Origin of the sequence: Alicyclobacillus acidocaldarius subsp. acidocaldarius Tc-4-1 (assembly GCF_000219875.1) — a bacterium.
Lineage (GTDB): Bacteria > Bacillota > Bacilli > Alicyclobacillales > Alicyclobacillaceae > Alicyclobacillus > Alicyclobacillus acidocaldarius_A.
Genome location: NC_017167.1, coordinates 3,083,698 through 3,106,371 on the forward strand (window position 1 = coordinate 3,083,698; position 22,674 = coordinate 3,106,371).

General features: G+C 63.2%; 22 protein-coding genes. 4 read left to right on the forward strand and 18 right to left on the reverse strand.

All coding sequences use genetic code 11. The annotated features are described in order from the left end of the window. The first annotated feature begins 27 nt into the window (after positions 1 to 27). On the forward strand, positions 28 to 2,007 hold the full coding sequence (locus TC41_RS15095) for a glycoside hydrolase family 127 protein (RefSeq protein ID WP_041695558.1): 1,980 nt from the start codon (positions 28 to 30) through the stop codon (positions 2,005 to 2,007). Between the two features lie 44 nt (positions 2,008 to 2,051). On the opposite strand, the gene TC41_RS15100 is transcribed toward TC41_RS15095, so the two are convergent. The 3 genes from TC41_RS15100 to TC41_RS15110 form a co-directional block, all read right to left on the reverse strand. Further along, positions 2,052 to 2,660 carry a nitroreductase family protein gene (locus TC41_RS15100; protein WP_041695559.1) on the reverse strand — a complete coding sequence of 203 codons (609 nt, stop codon included), beginning with the start codon at positions 2,658 to 2,660 and terminating at the stop codon, positions 2,052 to 2,054. 228 nt (positions 2,661 to 2,888) lie between these two features. Next, a complete protein-coding gene (locus tag TC41_RS15105) occupies positions 2,889 to 4,796 on the reverse strand; it encodes a DHA2 family efflux MFS transporter permease subunit (protein WP_014465946.1) in 1,908 nt (635 codons plus the stop codon). 12 nt (positions 4,797 to 4,808) lie between these two features. Beyond that, on the reverse strand, positions 4,809 to 5,504 hold the full coding sequence (locus TC41_RS15110) for an HlyD family secretion protein (protein WP_049784444.1): 696 nt from the start codon (positions 5,502 to 5,504) through the stop codon (positions 4,809 to 4,811). Between the two features lie 207 nt (positions 5,505 to 5,711). On the opposite strand from TC41_RS15110, the gene TC41_RS15115 reads away from it, so the two are divergent. Further along, on the forward strand, positions 5,712 to 6,380 hold the full coding sequence (locus TC41_RS15115; protein WP_237699981.1) for a J domain-containing protein: 669 nt from the start codon (positions 5,712 to 5,714) through the stop codon (positions 6,378 to 6,380). A 33-nt stretch (positions 6,381 to 6,413) separates the two neighbouring features. Next, entirely contained in the window at positions 6,414 to 7,175 is a 762-nt protein-coding gene (locus TC41_RS15120) for an SDR family oxidoreductase (protein ID WP_014465949.1), read from the forward strand. Positions 7,176 to 7,196: 21 nt separating this feature from the next. On the opposite strand, the gene TC41_RS15125 is transcribed toward TC41_RS15120, so the two are convergent. Together TC41_RS15125 and TC41_RS15130 are read right to left on the reverse strand one after the other, a co-directional pair. Next, a complete protein-coding gene (locus TC41_RS15125; protein ID WP_041695560.1) occupies positions 7,197 to 9,275 on the reverse strand; it encodes a putative bifunctional diguanylate cyclase/phosphodiesterase in 2,079 nt (692 codons plus the stop codon). Positions 9,276 to 9,513: 238 nt separating this feature from the next. Continuing rightward, on the reverse strand, positions 9,514 to 10,623 hold the full coding sequence (locus TC41_RS15130) for a TDT family transporter (protein ID WP_014465951.1): 1,110 nt from the start codon (positions 10,621 to 10,623) through the stop codon (positions 9,514 to 9,516). 115 nt (positions 10,624 to 10,738) lie between these two features. On the opposite strand from TC41_RS15130, the gene TC41_RS15135 reads away from it, so the two are divergent. Beyond that, complete coding sequence (locus tag TC41_RS15135) at positions 10,739 to 11,647, forward strand: LysR family transcriptional regulator (protein ID WP_041695562.1); 909 nt, start codon at positions 10,739 to 10,741, stop codon at positions 11,645 to 11,647. An 84-nt stretch (positions 11,648 to 11,731) separates the two neighbouring features. Here the strand turns inward: TC41_RS15135 and rlmH are convergent, their stop codons facing one another. The 13 genes from rlmH to TC41_RS15200 all read right to left on the reverse strand — a co-directional run bounded on the left by rlmH (position 11,732) and on the right by TC41_RS15200 (position 22,670). After that, the gene (gene rlmH, locus TC41_RS15140; protein WP_014465953.1) at positions 11,732 to 12,217 is read right to left on the reverse strand and encodes a 23S rRNA (pseudouridine(1915)-N(3))-methyltransferase RlmH; all 486 of its coding nucleotides are present in this window, start codon (positions 12,215 to 12,217) and stop codon (positions 11,732 to 11,734) included. 47 nt (positions 12,218 to 12,264) lie between these two features. Next, positions 12,265 to 13,461 carry a S1C family serine protease gene (locus tag TC41_RS15145; RefSeq protein WP_014465954.1) on the reverse strand — a complete coding sequence of 399 codons (1,197 nt, stop codon included), beginning with the start codon at positions 13,459 to 13,461 and terminating at the stop codon, positions 12,265 to 12,267. Between the two features lie 78 nt (positions 13,462 to 13,539). Continuing rightward, entirely contained in the window at positions 13,540 to 14,346 is an 807-nt protein-coding gene (locus tag TC41_RS15150) for an MBL fold metallo-hydrolase (protein ID WP_014465955.1), read from the reverse strand. 49 nt (positions 14,347 to 14,395) lie between these two features. Beyond that, positions 14,396 to 15,232: a two-component system regulatory protein YycI gene (locus TC41_RS15155; protein WP_014465956.1), complete on the reverse strand. Its 837-nt coding sequence runs from the start codon at positions 15,230 to 15,232 to the stop codon at positions 14,396 to 14,398. Continuing rightward, positions 15,229 to 16,542, reverse strand: a complete 1,314-nt coding sequence (locus tag TC41_RS15160) for a YycH family regulatory protein (protein WP_014465957.1) — start codon at positions 16,540 to 16,542, stop codon at positions 15,229 to 15,231. Before TC41_RS15160 ends, TC41_RS15155 begins: the two co-directional genes overlap by 4 nt. Continuing rightward, positions 16,539 to 18,305: an ATP-binding protein gene (locus TC41_RS15165; RefSeq protein WP_014465958.1), complete on the reverse strand. Its 1,767-nt coding sequence runs from the start codon at positions 18,303 to 18,305 to the stop codon at positions 16,539 to 16,541. Before TC41_RS15165 ends, TC41_RS15160 begins: the two co-directional genes overlap by 4 nt. Then, positions 18,305 to 18,997, reverse strand: coding sequence for a response regulator (locus TC41_RS15170; protein WP_014465959.1), 693 nt, complete (start codon positions 18,995 to 18,997; stop codon positions 18,305 to 18,307). Before TC41_RS15170 ends, TC41_RS15165 begins: the two co-directional genes overlap by 1 nt. Positions 18,998 to 19,011: 14 nt before the next feature. Beyond that, on the reverse strand, positions 19,012 to 19,485 hold the full coding sequence (locus tag TC41_RS15175) for a hypothetical protein (protein ID WP_014465960.1): 474 nt from the start codon (positions 19,483 to 19,485) through the stop codon (positions 19,012 to 19,014). Beyond that, positions 19,482 to 20,861 carry a replicative DNA helicase gene (dnaB, locus tag TC41_RS15180; RefSeq protein WP_041695978.1) on the reverse strand — a complete coding sequence of 460 codons (1,380 nt, stop codon included), beginning with the start codon at positions 20,859 to 20,861 and terminating at the stop codon, positions 19,482 to 19,484. Before dnaB ends, TC41_RS15175 begins: the two co-directional genes overlap by 4 nt. A gap of 8 nt (positions 20,862 to 20,869) precedes the next feature. Then, a complete protein-coding gene (rplI, locus tag TC41_RS15185) occupies positions 20,870 to 21,313 on the reverse strand; it encodes a 50S ribosomal protein L9 (protein ID WP_041695565.1) in 444 nt (147 codons plus the stop codon). A gap of 92 nt (positions 21,314 to 21,405) precedes the next feature. Further along, positions 21,406 to 21,780, reverse strand: coding sequence for a MazG-like family protein (locus tag TC41_RS15190; protein WP_014465963.1), 375 nt, complete (start codon positions 21,778 to 21,780; stop codon positions 21,406 to 21,408). 122 nt (positions 21,781 to 21,902) lie between these two features. After that, positions 21,903 to 22,133 (reverse strand): 30S ribosomal protein S18, encoded by a 231-nt coding sequence (rpsR, locus tag TC41_RS15195; protein ID WP_012812131.1) that lies wholly within the window; start codon positions 22,131 to 22,133, stop codon positions 21,903 to 21,905. 66 nt (positions 22,134 to 22,199) lie between these two features. Further along, the gene (locus TC41_RS15200) at positions 22,200 to 22,670 is read right to left on the reverse strand and encodes a single-stranded DNA-binding protein (protein WP_012812132.1); all 471 of its coding nucleotides are present in this window, start codon (positions 22,668 to 22,670) and stop codon (positions 22,200 to 22,202) included. Positions 22,671 to 22,674: the final 4 nt, after the last annotated feature.

A 22,674-nucleotide genomic window follows, 5' to 3' on the forward strand; every position in this document is an offset into this window, starting at 1 on the left:
ATATCTCCACAGGGAGGGTGTTTCTCTTTGCCGCCAGAAACGCCGAAACCTACGCCCAACTTATCCGTACAACTCCACGCTCCCTTTTGGTCTCGCTACCAACAACTCGTGCGCGAGACCGTGCTCCCGTACCAGTATGAGATCCTGAACGATCGCGTCCCTGGCGTGGAGCCGAGCGGGGCCATTCGCAACTTCCGCATTGCGGCAGGGCTCGAGACCGGCGAGTTCACGGGCATGGTGTTTCAGGACAGCGATGTGGCCAAGTGGCTGGAGGCCGTCGGCCACGCACTAAAGAGAGAGCGCGATCCGGAACTTGAGCGCATGGCGGACGACGTGATCGACCTGGTCGTGGCGGCACAACAGCCCGATGGCTATCTCAACACTTATTTCACCATCCAGGAGCCGGGCAAGCGGTTCACCAACCTTATGGATTGCCACGAGCTCTACTGTGCGGGGCACATGATGGAGGCAGCCGTCAGCTACTACGAGGCGACGGGCAAGCGCAAGCTGCTCGACGCCATGTGCCGGTTCGCGGACCTCATCGCTGACACATTCGGACCCGGTGAAGGCCAGATTCACGGGTACGACGGGCACCAGGAGATCGAGCTCGCACTCGTGAAACTCTACGGCGTGACCGGGGAGCGGCGCTACCTCGATCTCGCCCGCTACTTCCTCGACGCCCGCGGCACGGAGCCGAATTTCTTCCTCGAAGAATGGGAGCGGAGAGGGAGAAAGTCGTTCTGGTGGCCGTGGATGAAGGAGCCGGACCTGGCGTATTACCAGGCGCATCAACCGGTGCGGGAGCAGGAGGTCGCCATCGGCCACGCGGTGCGCGCGATGTACATGTACACGGCGATGGCGGACGTCGCGCGGCTCACGGGCGACGAGACGCTGGCCAAAGCGTGTGAGCGGCTGTGGGAGAACGTCACGCGGCGGCAGATGTACATCATCGGGGCGGTCGGGTCGACCCATCAGGGCGAGGCCTTCACGTTTGACTACGATCTCCCGAACGAGACCGCGTATGCGGAGACGTGCGCCTCCGTGGGCCTCATCTTCTTTGCGAAACGCATGCTGGATCTCGCCCCGAGGTCGGCGTACGCGGACGTCATGGAACGCGCCTTGTACAACACGATCATTGGCAGCATGGCGCAGGACGGCAAGCACTACTGCTATGTCAATCCGCTCGAAGTGTGGCCGCGCGCGAATGAGGAGAATCCAGACCGCCGACACGTCCGGCCGACGCGCCAGGCCTGGTTTGGCTGCGCCTGTTGCCCGCCCAACGTGGCGCGCCTTCTGATGAGCCTCGAGGACTATGTGTATTCGTGGCACGAAGCGCATCGGACGCTGTACGTCCACCTTCACATCGGCAGCTCCGTCGAGTGGGATCTGGACGGCTCGCGCGCGCAGGTGACCATGACGTCGGGCCTGCCTTGGCGGGGCGAGGCGTCTCTTCGCGTGTCCATGAGCGACGGGCCCCGCCGCTTCGCCCTCGCCATCCGCATCCCAGGTTGGTGCGCGGGAGAGCCGAGTCTTCGCGTGAATGGCAAACCCATCGCAGAAAGCGAGGTGTGCTTGAAGAATGGCTACGCCGTGATCGAGCGCGCATTCACAGACGGCGACGAGGTGGCACTTGAATTCCCCATGGAGGCGCGATGGGTCGTCGGCCATCCGGAACTCCGCGCCGTAAGCGGCATGGCGGCCATCGAACGCGGTCCGCTCGTGTACTGCGTGGAGGAGGCGGATAACGGCCCCAACCTCGCCGCGCTGTCGGTCGATCTCGGCGCACCGCTCGCAGAGGTGCCTTGCCAAATTGCAGGCGTGGACGCCGTGGCGCTGGAATGCGAAGGATATCGGCGCGATGGTGCCGCCTTTCGGGACGGCGCGCTGTACCAACCGGCGACGGAGGAGTCCCGCCGGGAGCACAAGGTGAAGCTTCACGCCATCCCGTACTTCCTCTGGGGAAACCGGGGACAGGGTGAAATGCGCGTCTGGCTCCGATGGCGCTGAAACCAAAAGCCCCCGCAAGCGTCGAGGCCTGCGGGGGCGATGCCTCACTTGAAGACCTTGAACCGCTCCTCCACCGGTTGCACCTGCTTGTCGCGCGGCGCACTCTCCGGCCATCCGAATGGCATCTGCGCCACGAGCCGCCACATCTCAGGCAGCTTCCACTCCGCCTTCACGCGATCTTCAACGACGTTGTAATGCTGCAGGCTTGCGCCGTAGCCGTACGCCTCGAGCACCACCCAGACCGCGTATTGGTGCATGGCGTTGGTGTGCTCGGCCCATACCGGGAACTTGTCCTGATTGGCCGGGAACTTTTGCTGGAACGACTCGATCACGGCTTGATCTTCGAAGAAGAGTACTGTGCCGTAACCGCCGCGAAACCCCGCGAGCCTCGCCGAGACCGCCTCCAACTGATCCGGAGCTACGACGGCGCGCATCACGTCTTGGACGATGTCCCAGAACTTCTCGTGCGCCGCGCCCAGCAAAAGCACGAGCCGCGTCGACTGCGAATTGTACGCGGACGGCATATGTTTCACAATGTCCGCGAGGATTTGCTCCAGTTCCTGATCGGCGAGCGGCGACTTCTTTCCAACCGTGTGAATCGACCGGCGATCCCGAATGGCCGCCAGAAGTCCTTTCTCCGTCGTGACCGACATGCGCATTCCCTCCACTCGTCTCTCTTTGCTTTTGTAAGCAGACTACCACTCGTAAGCATATCCATTGTACCCCAGGCGCGCGTGAAAATCACCCGCGCGACGTCCCAGCGATGGCGCCGGTATGTCCATGGTATTCCCCGAACTGCGCGCTCGATGTGGCGTCATCAAAGCAAGAGCCACAAGAGCGTTTGCCCCTGTGGCTCAATGTGTCCCTTGTGACTCCGAATCTCACTTCACGGGCTGCGGCTCGTCCTCGGTGTCTGTCGGCGAGTCCGTGTCGGATTCCTCGTCGCCTGGCGACTCGGGTGCCTCCGCGTCATCCTGTTGCGAGGAGACCTCGGGCTCTGCGTCCACCACTTCCTCGGCTTCTGCCACGCTGTCCGCAATCTGGATGTCGTGTTCCAGGGCCTGCTCCACCGGACCCTCCGCCTGCGGTGCTCCGGTCAGCGCAGCGGGCTGAGACGAGGTCGATGCCGCTTCGGCCTGCGCGCGCCCCATGGTGACGGCGCCTGCCCCAGCCGCGGCCGCCTGCGCGAGCTTCGGCCGGCGGATGAAGAACGCCAGGACAAACGCGATGAAGCTTCCCCACGTCGCCCACCAGAACGCATCATTGATGCCCATGATGGTGCTCTGCTGCTCGGCGAGGCCGTAGAGCACGTAGCGGGCCAGTTCCTCCGCCGCCTGCAGCGAGTTGTGCAGGTGGATCATGAAGTACTCGACGATGGTCTGATACGTTGTGTAGATGTAGTGATTATTGACGGTCACCGTGTTTTGGAAGTTCGCATAATGCACCTTCGAGCGATCCGTCATAATGGTCACGAGCACCGCGGTGCCGACCGACGAGGCCACCGTGCGCGCCGTGTTGGCGGCCGACGTGCCGTGCCGGTACAAATGCCTCGGCAACTGGTTCAGGCCAGCCGTCTGCACCGTCATCGCGAGCAGCGACATGCCGAACATCCGCAGCGTGTAAAGCAGCATGATGTGGCCGTAGCCCGTCTGCGCATTCAGTTTTGTGAACTCCCACGTCGTCACGGTCGTGATGGCGAGCCCCACCACCGCGAGAGGACGGGCGCCGACGCGATCGAAGATTGCACCCGAGACGGGCGACATGATGCCCATCAGAATGGCCCCAGGCAGCATCATCAGGCCGGACTGCAGGGCCGTGTAGCCGCGGATGTCCTGGAGATAGATGGGCATGAGAATCATCGCGCCGAACATCGCCATGTTCACGATGCAACCCACAATGGTGGTCATGGTGAACACGTCGTACTTGAACACGCGCAGATCCAGCATCGGCTCCTTCGCCGTCAGCTCGCGCAGGATGAAGAACACGAGGAACACGCCGCCCACAATGAGCGAGACCTCGACGGTGGTGTTGCCCCACCCCTTGCTCCCGGCTTCACTCAGGCCGTAGAGCAGGCTGACAAACCCGATGATGGAGAGCACGAAGCCCGGAACGTCGAGCTTCGGGCGCACCGGCTTCGCGACGTTGCGCAGCACGGCCACCGCCATGATGATGTCGATGAACGCGAGCGGAATGATGATCCAGAACAGCCAGCGCCACGACCAGTTGGTCACAATCCAACCCGAGAGCGTCGGGCCCACGGCCGGCGCGAAGAACATCGCGATGGCCATCGTGCCCATGGCGCGCCCGCGCTGCTGCGGCGGGAACAGCTCGAGAATCACCGTCATGAGCAGCGGCATCATCACCGCGGAGCCGGAAGCCTGCACGATGCGCCCAAACACCATCACACCAAAGCTCGGCGCGATGGCACAGAGGAACGAACCGGCGAGAAAGAGCGACATGGCCGAAATGAACAACTGCCGCGTGGTGAAGGTCCCCATCAGGAAGGCCGTGATGGGGATGAGCACGCCGTTCGTCAGCATGTACGCGGTCGAAAGCCACTGCACCGTGTTGGCGTCCACGTTGAACGCCGACATCAGGTGCGGCAAGGCCACATTGAGCAGCGTCTGGTTCAGGATTGCGACGAACGCCCCAAAGATCATGACAATCATGATAGGCGTTCGATGCGGGTGTCCGTGCGCCGCCTCACCGCTTGGCGCGTGACTCGGCGCATTGGGCGAGGCCGGCACGACCGCCTGGGATGCGGTCGGTTGCAGCGAATCGTTCGACATACGCCTCACCTCTTACTTGTGGATGCGAACCGTCGCGCTCATGCCAGGAACCAAGCCACTGCCCGCCGTTGTGCCAATCGAAATCTCCACCGGAACGACTTGCGTGACCGGCGTGTAGTCCGCCGTGGTGCTCTGATTCGGAAGCAGCGAGAACGTGCTCGCCGTGGCGTCGCCAATCTGCGTCACCGTGCCGCTGATGGAGCCCGCCTTGCCGGCGACCCAGACGTCCACCTGGTCACCCACCTTGACGTTTTGTAGCTGGGTCTCCTTGATGTTCGCCACGATGTACAGGTGGTTCAAGTCATACGCATACGCGAGCGGCGTGCCAGCGGCCACGAATTCGTTGTTCATGACCTCGTTTTGCGCAATCGTGCCGTTGGCCGGCATGTCAATCGGCACGTCCACCGTCTTGTTGCCAACTTGCGTCTGAATCTCGCCAATCTCGTCGCCCGCGCTAAACGTCGATCCGTTGGTACCCTGCCAGTTGATGAGCTTGCCGCTCGCCGGTGCGGACACGACAATCTGATTGCCCGCGACCTGCGCGTCATCGGTCTTGAGATACAGCGTCGACTGGTTGTAGAAGTAATAGCCCGTGATCGCCGCAGCGATCAGCACGATGAGGATGATCAGGTTCACAAGGATCATCCTGCGGAACGTGGTGCCGGAATTGTTCGGCGTGGGGTTCGCGTTTGCGCTCATGCTGTACATCTCCTCCTCTTCTCTCTTCTCGATCTCGGCGCCGTCGCCGTGCACCGCGATCATTTTAGAGATTAGACCTTTTAACCACTATGTATATTTAACCTATTTAGGTGTATGAGTCAAGCGCCTAGAGTGGAAATTGTTTCAGTTCTGTGTACGAAGCGTGGTACAATGGGCGTAGAATGCCATTCTTCTGGCGAAAGGCGTGGGCTCCGCGTGAGCGAATGGATCGTCATGAAGCAATGCGCGTCCTGCCGGGCGGTCAACCGCATTCGGCTGGATCACGGCTTTTTCTGCCGCTGCGGCAAATGCAAAGCCCCGTTAGCCCTCACGCATTACGAGATCCTCGGCGTGCCGAGAAACGCGACGTTGCCTCAGATCAAGGCCGCCTACCGGCGAGCTGCGAAAAAGTGGCATCCGGACGTCCACGAAGGCGGGGACCGCGCCACCGCCGAGCGGCACTTCCGGCGCATCCAGGACGCGTATCGCACGCTGTCCGAGCCGGAAGCGCGCCAGCGCTACGATCTCCTCCTTCACTTCGAAGGAGCTTATGAAGAGACAGCCACCACGCAGACCGAAGAAACGCCGCATGCGTCGGAACGCCCGAGCGGGGCCTCCAAGGCTCAAGACCGTTCTCTCCTGCGCACGTCCTGGAGGGCCGGGAGCTTCCAGTGGCCGTCCGCAGGCGCGCAGCGGGATCGGCCGGTGACGCTGTACACCATGCTTGGAGTGGGCCTCTTCACCATCTGCACGATGGGCGGCGCCATACTGACGGGTCTTTTCGGCTCTAAGCTCGCGCTCATGATCCTGTTGGGTCTCGGTATGATCGGAGGCATGCAGCTTTTGTATCTGCTGACCAAGTTGACCCTCGACGCGGAATCTTGACGCGACATGGAACCTCGTTGGGAGTGAACGCACGTGGAATGGAACGGAAACACAATCCTGGTGACTGGCGGATCGAACGGGATTGGCCTCGCGCTCGCCGCCCGCTTTCTCGCGCGCGGCAACCGGGTGGTGATCTGCGGGCGCCGGCAGGAGAAGCTCGACCAAGCGAAGGCCGTTTACCCGGATCTCATCACGGTGCGCTGCGACGTCATGCGGCCGGAAGAGCGATTGCGCCTTTTGGCGTACATGAACGAGACGTATCCTGACTGGAACGTGCTCGTCAATAACGCGGGCATTCAGCAACACGTCAATGTGCGGCGCGCGTCGGAGCCTTGGGAGCACTATGAGCGCGAGATCGCCATCAACTTCGATGCGCCCGTCCACCTGACCTTAGCCGCGTTGCCGCACTTGCTCGAGCGTCCGCGCGCAGCTGTTGTCAACGTTACATCAGGCCTTGCGTTAGCACCTGCGGCGTGGGCGCCGGTGTACAGCGCCACGAAAGCAGCTCTGCGCTCGTTTACCCAGTCGCTTCGCCTGCAACTTCAGGGCACGCCGGTGGAGGTGGTCGAAATTGTCCCGCCGGCTGTGAATACCGATCTCGGCGGACCGGGCCTTCACACCTTCGGCGTGCCGGTGGACGAGTTCGCAGACGGCGTGTTCGAGAAACTGGAGGCGGGCGCCGAGGAGATTGGCTACGGAGACGCGGAGCGCAGGCTCTCCCTCGTGCCTCAGGAACTGCGAAACGCAGCGGAGCAGATGTGGGCCGGCTTTCGGTCCAGAAATCCGAACTTCTGAAGCGCATCCCCTGAGGCGCGCTCAGACGGTATCGCCACCCTCAGCGGTGACGTTTCTGCTCCAATCGGCGAGATCCTCGGCGGACGCCGGGCGCGCCTTCCAAAACCCCTGCATCTCATCGCATCCGGTGCGCGCGAGCAACATCTCCTGCTCCCGCCGCTCCACTCCTTCCGCGATGGCGCGCATGCCGAGATCGTGCGCGAGGCGGACGACCCCGGCCATCAGGCGTTCCTGGCGCTCGCCCTCGGGCGCCATGGACAAAAGCGACGGATGCAGTTTGATGGCGTCGTACGATCCGGCCGACAGCGCCGCGAGCACCGCTTCACGGTGCCCAAAATCGTCGATAGCGACGGAGACACCCATCCGGTTGAGGTCGTGGGCGAGATCGCCGACGAGGTCCGCGTATTGCGCCAACAGACTCGCGTGCACCTCGAGCTGCAGGTGATCCGGAGGCAACTGAGCGCGCCGAAGGGCATCCGCCACGCCGTCCAAAAACCGCGGATCGGCCATCTGCGACAGCGAGACATTCACCGACACGCGCAGGCGAAGGTTGTGCTTCTGCCAACGAGCGGCGGTCTCGCAGGCCGTCTCGAGCACCCAAGCGCCGATTTGCTGCATCATGCCCCACTGTTCAGCGAACGGGACAAACACCGCCGGCGGAACAAACCCCAACTCCGGAGAGTTCCAGCGCAGGAGCGCCTCGGCGCCCACCCACACGCCACGTCGGACATCGAAGATGGGCTGATAGTCGAGCGAAAACTCGCCGCGATCGAACGCCTTGGCGAGCGCGTTGTGGAGGAGGAGCCGGTTGTGGATGGCGCTGTCTCCGCTCTCGCTGTACAGGCACAGCCGATGCCCGCCCTGCTCCTTGGCGGCGTACATCGAGATATCCGCATACCGGAGCAGCGTATCGACGTCGCGGCTGTGGTCCGGGTAGATAGCCGCCCCGATGCTGATGCCCATGGGGATGCATTCGCCCATGACCTGGAGCGGTTCGCGAAACGCGTCCAGACAGCGCGCTGCAGTTTCCCGCATATCCTCCTCGCCCGCGATCCCGGCCTGAATCACCGTGAATTCATCGCCGCCCATGCGATACACCTTCGCCCGGCCGCGGAGGGTCTGTTGCAGGCGCTCGGCAATGGCCTTGAGCGTCGCGTCGCCGAACTGATGGCCGAAGGTGTCGTTCACGTATTTGAAGCCGTCGAAGTCGAGGAGAAAGACGGCGAGTTTTTCGTTCCGCCGCTCGGCCTGTTCCACCGCCTCGCGCAGATCGTGCTCGAACTGCTGGCGGTTCGGCAGACGCGTCAGGGCGTCGGTGAAAGCGAGGCGCTGTAGTTCTACCTGATGGACCTTGCGGTCCGTGATGTCCATCGCGAGCCCCTCGAGGTAGGTGACGCGGCCGTCGGGGCCAAAGCGCGGATACAAGTGGACCGCCACCCACCGCTCGGTGCCGTTCCGGTGGCGGATGCGATATTCGCTCCGCGCGCCGGATCCCGTGCGAACGGGCTCCGTGGCGAGGGCGAGATCGTCCGGGTGGACCAGGGAGAGCCACAGGTGCGGGTTCTTCACAAGTTCGTCGCTCGAATAACCGCACATCGCCTCGCACGCGTTGGAAGCGTAAATCAGCCGATTCGAGGCGACGTCGTAGGCAAAGAGGCAAATGTCCGCCGCGTCCGCGATGCGCTCGATGAAGTTTCTGGACTGCGCCACTTCGGCGTACATCTCCGTATCCCGGACGTGATCCGTCACCACGAAGATCATCTCGCCTGAGCTCGAGGACCACGCCCACGTCTCCGACTCCAAGGCGGTTCCTGCTTTCGTCCGCCACTTCACCAGGCGGCCGTTCACGCGGCCGCGTTGCTCGATCTCGCCCAGACAGCGTTCAAAATCGCCATCCGCCCACCAGAACGGAGCATGTGCGCCTAAAATCTCCTCCTGTTCCCACCCCAGCATGCGCGCGGCCGGGCTGGACCAGAGCATCACGCGATTTTCCCGATCCACGCCGAATACCGCGAGAGGCGCTTCTGGGACGAGCCAATCGTCGAGCCGATGCGTTTGCAGACCGTTTTCGTCACCGGATTGCGAAGAACGTGAATGCACCAGGACTCCCCATCCCATTCGGAAACATAAAAAGTCCCTACCGGACCATCTCATCGGGCCTTTCGGGGCGGACGCACAGGTAAACACGCAAAATCCCGCCGATCCGGCGGCACGCGGCGTGCCGTCGGTCAACGCGGATTCCTAAGAGTTCTCTAAACGATTATACTGCTTATCCTACCAGCTTGACTAGTGTCTGTTGGATCCGGAAGAGGTGCCGAGAAGGCAAGCCTGTGCGCTGTCACACGCGGCGCGCCTTGAGTTCGTGACGATGGGCGTGATCCTGCCTCCACTGAATCAGGTGCCCCGCGACTACGCCGTGAACCGTGCGCACGATGACGATGACGAAACACAGCCACAAAATCCCGAGCTGCACCAGGCCAGCCACGGCGAAGAACGGATGACCGAGCAGGCGATGCAGCGCATAGGTACCGTTGGTGAAGCTGCCGATGGGGAAGACGTAGCTCCACCAGCCGAGGTGAAACGGCAGCCCGTCGCCCTTCGGCGTCAGGTGCAAAAATGTGTAGAGCGCCGAGAGGAGGATCCACCAGACGCCCACGCCCCACATCGCGATGGCGAAGACAGCGCCGAGATCGCGCAGACCGCCTGTATAAGGGCCAAAGACGTGCGGCGCATTCAGCGGGATGCCGCAGAAGGTGCCCATGGCCATCCCAATGGGGCCAATCTCAATCCACAAGGTCGGCGCCTCCTGGCCGCTCAGCCGCCTGTGAAAGACGAGGCGCGAGTAGACCAACGCGCTCGTCATGATGAACAGGAAGAACGTCATGCCGAACAGGGCGAGGATTCCCGCAGCCATGGAGAACTGCGCGCCAGGTCCCCCCGCGTACGGAATGAGGTTGGTGCCGGTGGCCGCCGCCACGATGGGCGGAACGAGCGGAATCAGCCAGGACGCCACGGTTTCGTCTCGCTCCACCTTGTGCTCGGTGAAGAGCAGATACGGCACAACGATGACCGAGAACAGCGACGCGCCCACCCCGGCGAGCCATATCCCAAAGCTCAGCTCGATGGCCGTGTGCTTCGGCATCAAGTGCGTGCCGATGAGAAAGTAATCGTTGCCGACGACGTTGATGCCCATCGCGAACGCGCCGTAAAACAGCGCCCGACCCGGATGCCGGAAGTCGTCGATGGCGGCGTCGGGCGTGAGCAGCCAGCGCAGCATCCACATCACAAAGGCGAAGACGAAGACCACGTTGACGCAAATGAACAAGATCTCCCCCACCGCGTGCTGGAACGGCAGGTGGATGGGCGACGTGTAGGTGAGCGCCGCGACAATGCCGATGCCCATGACGGTCGTGAACCAGTTGACGCCGAACTGTCGGATGATGTGCATTCCGTCACCTCCCACTCATGTCAACTTCCATGGTATGAGGTGACTTCCATTAGGGGAAATACATCTTTTTGATGTAGACTATAAGCATGACTTATCTTCATGGAGCGTGGAACGTGTGGATCTGCAGTTGCGAGTGTTTGTCACGGTCGTGGAGGAGAACAGCTTCACCCGCGCGGCCGAGAAATTGCACATCAGCCAGCCTGCAATCAGCCAGCACGTTCAGACGCTGGAACAGCGCCTCGGCGTGCGCCTCATCGATCGCGGCCGCAGGCGGTTGCAGGTGAATCCCGCCGGAAGGATTGTGTACGAGCACGCCAAGGAAATCCTTGCGTTGTACCGCCGCATGGAGCGGCTCATCGCGGATATGCAGGAGATGCCGGCCGGGCCCGTGCACGTGGGGGCCAGCCTGACCTACGGGGAATACGTGCTGCCGCACGTCATCGCCAGATTCCGACAGGCATACCCCGCCGTTCAGCCGTCCGTGTCCATTGCCAACACGCAGACCATTGCCCACGCCGTGGCCGTACGCCAGCTCGACATCGGCATCGTCGAAGGCCGGGACGTGGTGGAGGACGAAGTCGTGCTTACGCCATTCGCGGAGGACGAGATGCTGGTGGTGGCAAGCCCCACATCGCCCTGGTATGCCGAAAGGCCGGATCGATCTCTGTTGGAGCGCGCCACCTGGTTCATTCGCGAGCCGGGGTCCGGCACGCGGGAGATGACGGATCGCCTGTTTGCCCAGTTGGGCATTCAACCACGCGATCTCGTCGAATACACGAGCAGTCAGGTCATCAAGGAGTCGGTGGCTGCGGGGCTTGGCCTCGCGTGCCTCTCCCGCTGGGTGGTGGCGCGGGAACTCACTTGGGGGATGCTGCGCGCGCTTCCCATCCCGTGCGCGCCCGTGAAGCGGACATTTTCCATCGTGACGCCGAAATCGGCGTTCGAGACGAAGGCGTCGAAGCTGCTCTACCACTTTCTCCTAGAACACGGATCGCCGGAGAACCCGAGCCTCGTTGGACGGTGAAGAGGCTCTGGTGCGTCTTGGCGCGGCGACCCGCGCGGACGCGAAGCCGGTTTTTGGGTTCGCGCACGCCTCTGGATCTTCCCCTCATTTGTGATAGGGCTCGCCGCGCAGGATCCGAATGCCACGATACAGTTGCTCCAGGAGAACCACACGCGCCAGCGCGTGCGGCAGGGTGATGGGACCAAAACTCCAGCGCAACGCCGCGCGCCGCTTGATCCTCGGGTGCAAGCCGCGCGATCCGCCTACGACGAACACCAGCCGCCCGTACCCGGCGGCGCACAGCCTGTCGTACCGCTCGCTCCAAGCCTCCGAGGACAGCACCTCGCCGTCGATGTCGAGCGCGATGACGCCGTCTCTTGGGCGGAGCCATCGCTCGATGCGATCCGCCTCGCGCGACAGGAGCGCCTCCACCTCTCCGGGCGACATCTCGTCGCGATCCGGCTCATCGGGCACTTCCATCATCTCCAGATCCACGTACGCGGAAAGGCGCTTCTCGTATTCGCGAAGCGCCTCCAACCAGAACTTTTCTCGAATTTTGCCCACCGCTACGACAGCCACGCGCAAATCCATCCCCTCCTTGCGGAGACGCGAAGCCGTCCGCCGGTGCCCGCCATCCCTCACCGGACGAAGTCGAGGGCCGGTGCGGTGGTAAGCTTCGTCCCCATCTGGCCAATTCTCACGTTGAGCGCGAGCAGCTTGTCGCCGCGATATACGCGCACCGCCGCCACGTCGCCTGGGCGCGTCTGAAACAACGCTGTCCTGAGTTCCGCCATCGTGCGGACCGTCTGCCCGTTGAACGAGACTATGACGTCCCCCGGCCTAAGCCCAGCCGCGCGCGCCTCCGGCGAGGACACGCGCTTCACCCACACCCCATAGTCCACCGGCACGTCGGGCCACATCTGCTGAGGGAGCGATGCGAGCGAGTAGCCCTCCACGCCGAGCGCCGGATGCACAGCGTGCCCCTTCTCCATCAACTGCTTCGCGACGACCTTCACCTCGTTCGACGGGATGGCGAATCCCATGCCCTCGAAATTCTGCGCCACAATTTTGCAGCTGTTGATACCGATGACCTCGCCTCGGATGTTGAGCAACGGACCCCCGCTGTTGCCCGGGTTGATGGCCGCGTCCGTTTGAATCACCGTCTGATAATCGAGCGTCTGTCCTGTCGCCTCATCCTGGACAGGCATCAGGCGGGACTTCGCGCTCACAATCCCGCTCGTGACCGTGTCGGCGAAGTCCAGGCCGAGCGGCGTGCCGATGGCGATGGCCGGTTCTCCCGCTTCAATACGGCTCGAATCCGCAAAGGTGACGGGGTCAACGCCGCGAAACACCGACGCCGGCACGCGGAGCACAGCCAGATCCGTGTACGGATCCGTCCCCACCACGTCTGCATCGTGGTGTTTGCCCGGATCCACCACGATATCCACCTTCGCGGCGCCTTCGACCACATGGTTGTTCGTCACGACGTACGCATACCGATGATCCTTGTAGAACATCACACCTGTGCCGATACCCGTGGCCTGCAACTTCGAAGTCTGAGAGAAGAAGTTCGAAACCAGCTGATAGTTCTCCACGCCGACGACGTCGGGCTCGACCCGTTTGACCGCCTGCGTAACGCCGGTGGATAGGTGGACGACGCCCCCCGGATCCGCCGTCAAATCCGACGCCCGCACCGCATGCGGCCAAGGCAGCGGCGCCGAGACGGCCGCCGACCCGAGCCGCGATGCCGCCAGCCCTGCGGCCACTCCCAAGCCGCTCGACGCAATCGCCACGGCCGCCATGAACCACGCGTGCTTCCGACGATATTCGCGCATTCCCCTCACACCTCATCCCCCTCGCGCGTACGAATCGACACGATGTGCTGAGGGTAGTGTGAGCGGGACAGTTTGGCATCATACGGTTGCCCGGGAAATTTTCATCGCTGCACAAGGTGCCTGGCGGCTCGTGCGGTGAAGATGAAGTCGATCTGCCAGCTCGGGCCTCGCGTCGAGTACAATCTGTTCGACCGTCAATTCCGCAAGTTCCGGCAGATTGTTCTCCCCACTCAGGTGCGCGAGATACACGTGTGCCGGTTCGTCGCTCAGAATGTCGATTAGCGCATACGCCGCGTCGACATTCGACAGATGCCCCTTGTCGCCGAGAATGCGCCGCTTGAGGTGCCACGGATAGGGGCCCGCGCGGAGCATCTCTGTATCGTGATTCGTCTCGAACACGTACACGTCGCAGCCCCGGAGCAGCTCTCGCTGTCGATCGCTGACGTACCCGAGGTCCGTGACCACGGCGAGGCTGCCTTCCGCCGTGTCGAAGCGAAACGCCACCGGCTCCTCGGCGTCGTGCGACACTGCAAACGGCGTGATACGCACCTCGCCCACCTGAAACGCTTCTCCTGCGCGAATATGTATGACGCGATCCGGCTCGTCCAGCCGAGCCTTGGCCGGCAGGCCGGCGTATGTACCCTCGGTCATGTACAGCGGAGCTTGGCATTTTTTCGCGAGTTGTACCAGGCCCTTGACGTGATCGTCGTGCTCGTGCGTAACGAGGACCGCCGTGAGGTCGCTCAACGCTCGCTCGCACTGGGCGCGCAGGCGCGTCTCGAGTTGCCTGCCGCTGAGCCCAGCGTCGAGCAGGATGCGCGTATCTCCCGACTCCAAATACAGGCTGTTTCCGTTGCTGCCGCTCGCCAGGACGCAGAAGTACACGCGCCCACCTCCTCTTGCCCACGCCCCGCCGGCGCGCCGCCGTGCGGACTCAGTATGCATTCTGCATCTCCACCTCGCCCGTGAACGCGTTGACGAAATAGACGCCTGCCGTCGTCACAATTCGCCAGACCGGGAACCAGTAACTGTGCAAGATGGCCTGGCTGCCCGAAGCGACTTGAATTTTGCGGGCGTAGCCGAGATCGACTTTCACCACGCTGTTGACTTGGCCGGTTCCGGTCTTGTCCACGGCCTCGGCGAAGCTATCCAGAGCGTCCAGCGCGCTGATCACCGGCTTGGGAGAGCTATTCGGCTGAACGTGGTCGATATACGTCTGAGTATAGCCGATCAACTGACCTTTTTCCTGCACGGTGATCACGTCCGCATCAAACACGGGATACCCGTTCACGACCTCAAAGTACACGCCGTGAACCGGATCCGATGTGACGGGATCCGGCGCGTAATCCGCACCTCGGAACACGTAGGCCAGGGCCCCACGGTTCGGCGACAACTGCTGCGGGGGTTGGTACTGAACCGCCCAGGTGCCCTGGCCGGTGACGGTGATCTGGCCTTCGCTTGTCGTGAGTGTTCCTCCTGCGATTTGAGCCTTGCCCTTTGCGCCGGGAAATGCCGCCTGCTCCAGCGACGACCAGCGCGGGTTGGCGAAATCCGCCTGGAAGGTGACAAGGCTTGGTTGCCCGGACGGGACGGACGTGGCCAGGCTGAATCCCTGGTTGGCTAAAAGTGTCTTTGTGTTCGCCAGGGCATCAGCGGGCGACTCGGCGTAGCCGCTCGCCAATTGGCGAGACTCGTACAACAGCCATCCCAGGATGACGTCGAGCAGCGCAAACAGCGCGATGAGCCACGATTTTGCGACTTCCCAGTTCACGACATTCCCCCCGCAATCAGTTGGCCCGTCGCCGCGTTCACGACCCAAACGCCGCCGCTCGCGTTCGTCACGTAGTCGACCGGGAGCAGACGGATCTGTCCGGGCTTCGTCCCTTCCATGGACGGCCAGTAGCCGGGTTCCACGTGAAACGTCGAGAGCGAGACGGTCTTCGCCCCTGTCACCTTGGCCAACGCCTTGGCTAAGGCGTCCTCGCCTAGGACGGACACCGAAGTGGCTTGCACCGGTTTCGTCAACTCCCAGAGCGGGCGATCGAACTCCATGACATGTCCGTTATCCATTTGGAAGTTGTAGTCTGCGGCATTCGAGAGAAGGGGGTATCCGTCGACATACTGCGCAAACGAGAAACTCGGACCGTTCAGGTTGACCGTCAACATCCCGACGAGGTCGAAGCCGATGAGATCCATCGGCCCTCCGCCGTGCGCATGCAGGAAGTCGATGGCGGCGATGTAGTCGTCGGTATGGGCGGGCGCGGTGCTCGCGTTCGGGTCTTCGTATTGTAGTGAGAGCGCGGCGCGATCGACCTGAACAGCGCGACTTCCGTCCGTCCAGATGGTGACGGCCTTGCTCTCCTGAATCCGGGTAAGAGCCTGCGGATTGACGAAGAACGACTGCACGAGCGGCATGATAGAGGGTTCCGTGAACGCGTAAACGTAGCTCGTCATGCGCCCGTGGATGGGCACAAAGCTCTCGCCTTCAAAATCGCTCCACGCAGCATACGGCGCGGCGGCAACATCCTGCTGCGCCTGGCGCATCAAGGCGGATGCGGGAAGCAAAGCCGTCGCCTCGATGAACTCCGGCTTGCCGGCTGCATTCATCCCCTCGTACACCACTGTGCACGTCGATCCGGGCCCGGCATTCAGCGCAATGGCGCGGCAGTTGATGCCGCCGACGGACGTGGCGAGATCGCCGAGCCAACTCCTTCCGACGGCCGGATCGAGCGGAATGCCGAATTGAAAGACCACGCTCACCTGAGCTCCCGGTGGCATGGCGGCGATGGGCTGTGGGCGCTCGGCCTTGAGTCCCATCAGGAGACCGGTCCACGCTTTGTACGCGGCGCTCCCGGGCCGGGCGACGGTGTAATCCTCTCCCGCGCGCACGTCGATTTCGTAGGGCTGCACGGTGGAGGGGAGCGAGGGCGAGGTGGAATACGGAATGGTCTGGGTCTGCGTCAGCCCAATTTCGGCGCCGCCCTGGAGGTTGCCCGACCAGAGCGCGTAACTCAGCACGACGCTGCCCGCGACGAGCAGCGCGAGGATCACCGTCTTCGCCGTGCGCCACCAGGCCCTCATGCTGCATCCTCCTCGGCGCGGCGCAGCGTCACGTACACGGTCGTGCCACGCTGCGGTTCGCTCTCCATTCGGATGTCGCCGCCCATGCGCTCCACCATCTCGCGCGCCAGGGCCAGTCCGAGCCCCGTGCCACCGCCGCGGCGGCTTCGCCCCTTTTCGACCCGGTAGAACCGCTCAAACACGTGCGGCAGGTCTTCGGGCGGAATGCCAATGCCCGTGTCGGCAATGATGAAGGTCACGTGTTCCGCGGCCACATCCGCGCGCACGTCGATCCGCCCGCCCGGCGGCGTGTATTTGAGCGCGTTCGACAGGACGTTGTCCAGCACGCGGTTGACCATGTCTTCATCTCCATACACGCACACGCCGCGGCGCTGCGGCAGGTGGACGCGCAGAGACAGCTCCTGCTTCGCCGCCTGGAGCTGAAACCGCTCCACCACGCCCTCGAGCAGGCCGTGCACCGGAATGGCCCTCATCTCAACGCTCCGCGGGCCGCCCCGGTCCAGCCCCGACAACAGAAGCAGGTCCCGTGTCAGCCGCACCATGCGATCCGTCTCGCGCGCGATGACCTCAAGGAACTCGCGCTTCGTCTCTGCCTCGTCGTCGCCGAGATCGCGCATCACCTCAAGGTACGACTTCACCGTGGTGAGCGGCGTGCGCAGCTCGTGCGACACGTTGCTGACGAAGTCCCGCCGCGCCTGATCCAGCTTCTCCTGCTCCGTAACGTCCCGGACGACCGCGACGTAGCCATCCACCTGGCCTCGCCGCTGCACGCTCGTCAGGATGACGTGAAAGATGGTGTTGCCAATCACGCGCACCTCGCGCACCCCCGTGGCCACGTCCCCCTGCATCAACCGGTCCAATTCGAGCTGACGGATGGCCTCCTCTTCGCCGCCCGCGGCCTGGCTCAACATCTGCCTCGCCGCGCGGTTCATCATGAGTACCTGCCCGGACGAATCGAGCACGATCACGCCCTCGCCCATCGAGGTGATGACGGCTCGCAGCCGCTCCTGCTCCAAGCGGTTGGCCGCGATGGCCTCCTCGAGTTCGTCCGCGAGATGGTTGATGGACGCGACGAGATCGCCAATTTCGTCGTTGCTCATGGCCTCGAGGCGCTGCGAGAAATCTCCCCGCGCCATCACCTCCGCCTGGCGCGTCACCTCCATCACGGGGCGCGTCAGGGCGCGCGCGACGATGGCGCCGAGGATCATGACGATGGCCAGGACGGCGATGGAACCGGTGTAGAAGATGGTCGTGGCTTGGTGGATGGTCTCGTACGTGGACTGGATGGACAGGACGTATTCGAGCACGCCGAGATACGTCCCGTGCAGCGTCACGGGGACGGCCACGGCGAGCAGGTGGCTCTTCGAGAGGGGATCGTAGCGAACGGACTGCGCAAACGTGTGGTGAAGCAGCGCCTGCGTCGCGACAGAGTCAATCCGCTTCTGCCCCACGAGCGCCCCGCCGGCGGTGGTGTACATCACGTAGCCGCTTTGGTTGAGCACGTACACGGTGCCGTTCAGGAACTGGGGCACTGACTGCAACACATTCGACACGGCACTGTTCGACACGCGCGCGCCAGGCGCGAGCTCCGGCGCGATGAGCGTGGCCATCAACTGGGCCTGCGTGCGCGCGGTCTGCGCCTGATTGCGCACGAGCGAGGACGTCAGCGCCTGGACGAAGTACGCGCCGATGAGCTCCACCGCGAACAGGATGAGCAGGGTGTAAACCATGACGAGCTTCACGCGCAGGCTTCGGAACCGCATCACTCATTCCTCACATAGTACCCGACGCCTCGGCGCGTCAGCACGTAACGCGGCTGGCTCGGATCGGGTTCCAGCTTTTCCCTCAACCGGCGGATGGTCACGTCCACCGCGCGGGTGTCGCCCACGTAATCGGTGCCCCAGACCTGGTCCACCAGCTGATCGCGCGTGAAGACGCGGCCCGGATGCGCGGCGAGCACAGCGAGCACCTGAAACTCTCGGTGTGTGAGCGGAATCGGCTGTCCTCCCTTGGTTACGGTGTATTCGGCGAGGTCAATCACCAGATCCTGCACCACGTACCGCTCGTTCTCCCTGTGTTCCCGCAGGACGTCCGAGGCACGCCGAAGGTTGGCCTTCACGCGCGCCACAAGCTCGCGCGTGCTGAACGGCTTCGTGACGTAGTCGTCCGCCCCAAGTTCAAGCCCGAGCACTTTGTCCACCTCGTCGTCTTTCGCCGTCAGGATGATCACAGGGACGCCCGAGGCCTGACGGATCGCCCGCAGCACATCGAAGCCATCCACCTCCGGCAACATCACGTCGAGCAGGATCAGGTCCGGCTGGAGGGCGCGCCAGCGCTCTAGGGCCTCCGCCCCGTCGTACGCGCAGGAGACGCGGTATCCCTCTCGCTCCAGCGCAAAGCGGAGGATGTTTGCGATGGGCTCCTCGTCTTCGACCACCAGGATGTGCGCAGGCATGCGATTCCCTCCTTTCAGGACGATCTCGCCCAGACGATGCGCGGGTGGGAGAGGACCGTCGCGTAGAATCCCATGTTCTGCAGGAGAACGTCGTACGGATTCGACACGGTCAGAGAGTCGAGATCCGGCTCATAGGCGCCCACATCAATCACAGGCGGGCCAAACCACCAGCTCTTCACGGTGATGTACGCCGTCACGCGCGGCGGGAGGTACGCGGCCGCATAATCCGGGATGTCGTACACATAGGCGAATCGCGCCCAGAACACCAACATCAGCGCGACGGCCAATGCGGCGAGCGCCCGCGCCCAAAACCGCAGGCTGCGGATGGCCCGCCATGCCCGCACGCGCCGCATCCGCCGTCTTCGCCGCCGCTTCCGGCGCTTGCGCGCTTTTTCCATCAGAATTCGCCGTTCCCGGCGCGTCAGGCGGCGCTCACTTGTCGTCGGGTCCGTCGCCCAGTGCTGGAGATCCGTCCGCTCTTCGTTCATGGCTCCGCGTGTACACGTTCGAGATTCACGAACTTGTTGAAGTTCTTCAGGAACACGAGCTCGATTTTTCCCGTCGGCCCGTTGCGCTGCTTGGCGATGATGACTTCGACGACGTTCGGATTCTCCGTGTCAGGGTTGTAGTAGTCATCGCGGTACAGAAAGGCCACCACGTCCGCGTCCTGCTCGATGGATCCCGATTCGCGGATGTCCGACAGCATCGGGCGCTTGTCCTGGCGCTGCTCCACAGAGCGGCTGAGCTGGGCCAGGGCAAGGATCGGCACCTCGAGCTCGCGCGCCAACTGCTTGAGCGAACGCGAGATGTCAGAAATCTCCTGCTGGCGGTTCTCTCCCGCCACCCGCCGCCCGTGGATGAGCTGCAGGTAGTCGATCACGACAAACCCGAGCCCGTGCTCCAGCTTGAGGCGCCTGAGCTTGCTTCGCATCTCGGGCACGGTGATGCCCGGCGTGTCGTCAATGTAGATGGGCGAATTGCTGAGCGTGGTCACGCCCATGGACAGCTTCGGCCAATCTTCGTCGTCGAGAGTGCCATTGCGCAGCTTGTGGCCATCGATGAACGCCTCCGCGCAGAGCATGCGCTGCACAAGCTGATCCTTCGACATCTCGAGCGAGAAGATGGCGACCGGCAGTCCGGCCCGGACGGCAACGTTTTGCGCGATATTGAGGGCAAACGCCGTCTTCCCCACCGAAGGGCGCGCCGCAACGATGATGAGATCCGACTTCTGAAAGCCGCTGGTCATCCGGTCGAGGTCGCTGTAGCCGGTGGGCACGCCGGTGATGTTGCCGTCGCTCTCGTACAGCTGCTCGATCCGCTCGAACGTCGTCTGCAGCACGTCGGAGATGTGGGTGAAGTCCCGCGTCCGCTGGTGCTGGCTGAGCTCGAGCACCAGACGCTCCGCATCCGCCAGCACCTCCATCGCAGACGCGTCCGGCTCATACGCCGCCTCCGCGATGCGCGTACCCGCGGCGATGATGCGCCTGAGCAACGCCTTCTCGCGCACGATCTCGGCGTAGTGCACGACGTGAAGCGCAGTGGGCATCATCGCGGCGAGATCGGCCAGGTACTCGGGCCCGCCGACCGAGTCGAGGACGTCGCCGTACGTGCGCAGCCGCGACGCGACAGTGATAATGTCGACCGGATCTCCCGCCTCGTACACCTCGCGGATCGCGCGGTAGATGGCCTGGTGGGCGGATCGATAGAAGTCGTCCGCCTCGAGAATCTCCAGCGCCTCGACGACCGCATCAGGCGAAATGAGCATGGCGCCGAGCACGGCCTGCTCCGCCTCTAGGTTGTGAGGCGGCATGCGAAGGGCTGCTTCGACCTCCCTGTCGCGCCACAGCGTCTCCTCTGCCGCCATGGCGTCGATCACTCCGCTTCCACGTAGACCAGGATCTGCACGTGCACCTCGGGGTGGAGCTTGATGGTCACTTTGTGCCCCCCGAGCGACTTGATGGGATCCGGCAGCGCGATTTTCCGCTTGTCGACCTCAAACCCTTGCTCCTTGAGGGCATCGGCGATGTGTTTCGTCGTGATGGCGCCAAATAGGCGGCCGTCCTTTCCCACCTGCGAGCGAATGGTAACCTTCAGATTGTCGAGGCGCTCCGCGAGCGCCTTGGCGTCCGCCAGTTCCTGCGCCTTCAATCGCTCTTCCTTGCGCCGCTTTTCTTCTAGGGCCTTCAGCGCCTGCGGCGTGGCCTCCTCGGCCAGCTTGCGAGGAAACAAGAAGTTTCTCGCGTATCCTTCGCTCACTTCCTTGATTTCGCCCTGTTTGCCCTGTCCTTTCACGTCTTGAAGCAGGATGACCTTCACATCGGCCACCTCCCTGTATCCTAGATCCTAACGGCTCCCCAAGTCGCGCGCAAAGCCATCCCCTGCGCGCCGATGCGCGCGAAGCGGCGCCCCTACCACCGAGCCTTCAGATACTGGACGACGTCCTGCGCAGCCTGGTGGCGATGGCTCTCCGGATCGAACGGCATCCCCTCGAGCGCGACAACGACCTCCCGATCGAGCCGATCGGGCGGAATGCCAAGCTCATGGGCCATCACATAGGCGGTCCCGACGACCTGCGCCAGGGATTCGACGAACATCGCGTGATTCCCCGTATGGGCGTGGCGCATCACGTCCACGACCTGTTGCAGAAGATCGATCTGTTCGTGCTCGACGGCGCGAAGGCGCTTCATCAGCACGTCTTCGATGCTCTCAGCCACGGCCATTCCCCCAGACGCCCGCGATTCGGCTTCATTCCACTTCCACAGGTCAGACAGGAAGTCCTGCATGAAGAAGCTTCATGGGTTTCAGGCGCCTCCCTCCGGCAGGCGGAAAGCGAAGGGCGTGCGGAAAACGACAAAGGGCCGCTCGCCGGCGGCCTATGCCACCCCGAACGGCCCTTGGCGCATCTTCACTCCGTGGTGTACGGCAGGAGCGCAACCTGACGCGCCCGTTTGATGGCAACCGTCACCTGGCGCTGATGGCGCGCGCAGTTGCCCGTGATACGGCGTGGCAAGATTTTGCCCCGCTCTGTAAGAAACTTGCTGAGGCGGGCCACGTCCTTGTAGTCCGCGTAATCGATCTTGTCAACGCAGTACTGGCACACCTTACGGCGCTTGCCGCCGCGTCCCTTGCGTGGCATCGTGTTCCCTCCTTCGCGCGCTGTCGCCGCCGGCCATCTACTTCGCGTGCAGATCCAGCGCGATGGTCAAAACGGAAGATCGTCTTCAGAGATATCGATCAACTGACTGTCATCCGCGAACGGATCGTCTTCAAACGGAGGCGCCGACGAAGGCGTCGGCCGTTGCTGCCGAGTTTGTGCGCCGGCCGCACTGTAACCCGATCCCTGAGCCTGATCCGGACCCCGGTCCAGAAACCTTACCGTTTCAGCAACCACTTCGGCTACGCGTACGCGCTGCCCGTCGCGATTATCGTAGCTCCGGATCTGCAGCCTGCCGTCGACCGCCGCGAGTCTTCCCTTCTGGAGATATTGCGCCACGATCTCGGCCTGCTTCTGCCACACCACGACGTTGATGAAATCGGTCTGGCGCTCACCGTTCGGGCCGGAGCGCATGCGGTCCACGGCAAGCGTGAACGACGCGACGGCCGTCCCGTTGTTGGTGTATCGTAACTCCGGATCCGCCGTCAGGCGGCCGATCAGAATGACTCGGTTCAGCATGCTC

Bases quoted from the DNA above. Each gene is read 5' to 3' on its own strand.
- TC41_RS15200 (WP_012812132.1), bottom strand. From the start codon at position 22,670: ATGCTGAACCGAGTCATTCTGATCGGCCGCCTGACGGCGGATCCGGAG.
- TC41_RS15175 (WP_014465960.1), bottom strand. From the start codon at position 19,485: ATGAACGAAGAGCGGACGGATCTCCAGCACTGGGCGACGGACCCGACG.
- rlmH (WP_014465953.1), bottom strand. From the start codon at position 12,217: ATGGATTTGCGCGTGGCTGTCGTAGCGGTGGGCAAAATTCGAGAAAAG.
- TC41_RS15100 (WP_041695559.1), bottom strand. From the start codon at position 2,660: ATGTCGGTCACGACGGAGAAAGGACTTCTGGCGGCCATTCGGGATCGC.
- TC41_RS15190 (WP_014465963.1), bottom strand. From the start codon at position 21,780: ATGCAGGACTTCCTGTCTGACCTGTGGAAGTGGAATGAAGCCGAATCG.
- TC41_RS15110 (WP_049784444.1), bottom strand. From the start codon at position 5,504: ATGTACAGCATGAGCGCAAACGCGAACCCCACGCCGAACAATTCCGGC.
- TC41_RS15170 (WP_014465959.1), bottom strand. From the start codon at position 18,997: ATGCCTGCGCACATCCTGGTGGTCGAAGACGAGGAGCCCATCGCAAAC.
- TC41_RS15130 (WP_014465951.1), bottom strand. From the start codon at position 10,623: ATGCACATCATCCGACAGTTCGGCGTCAACTGGTTCACGACCGTCATG.
- rpsR (WP_012812131.1), bottom strand. From the start codon at position 22,133: ATGCCACGCAAGGGACGCGGCGGCAAGCGCCGTAAGGTGTGCCAGTAC.
- TC41_RS15160 (WP_014465957.1), bottom strand. From the start codon at position 16,542: ATGAGGGCCTGGTGGCGCACGGCGAAGACGGTGATCCTCGCGCTGCTC.
- TC41_RS15165 (WP_014465958.1), bottom strand. From the start codon at position 18,305: ATGCGGTTCCGAAGCCTGCGCGTGAAGCTCGTCATGGTTTACACCCTG.
- TC41_RS15105 (WP_014465946.1), bottom strand. From the start codon at position 4,796: ATGTCGAACGATTCGCTGCAACCGACCGCATCCCAGGCGGTCGTGCCG.
- TC41_RS15145 (WP_014465954.1), bottom strand. From the start codon at position 13,461: ATGCGCGAATATCGTCGGAAGCACGCGTGGTTCATGGCGGCCGTGGCG.
- dnaB (WP_041695978.1), bottom strand. From the start codon at position 20,861: ATGGCGGCAGAGGAGACGCTGTGGCGCGACAGGGAGGTCGAAGCAGCC.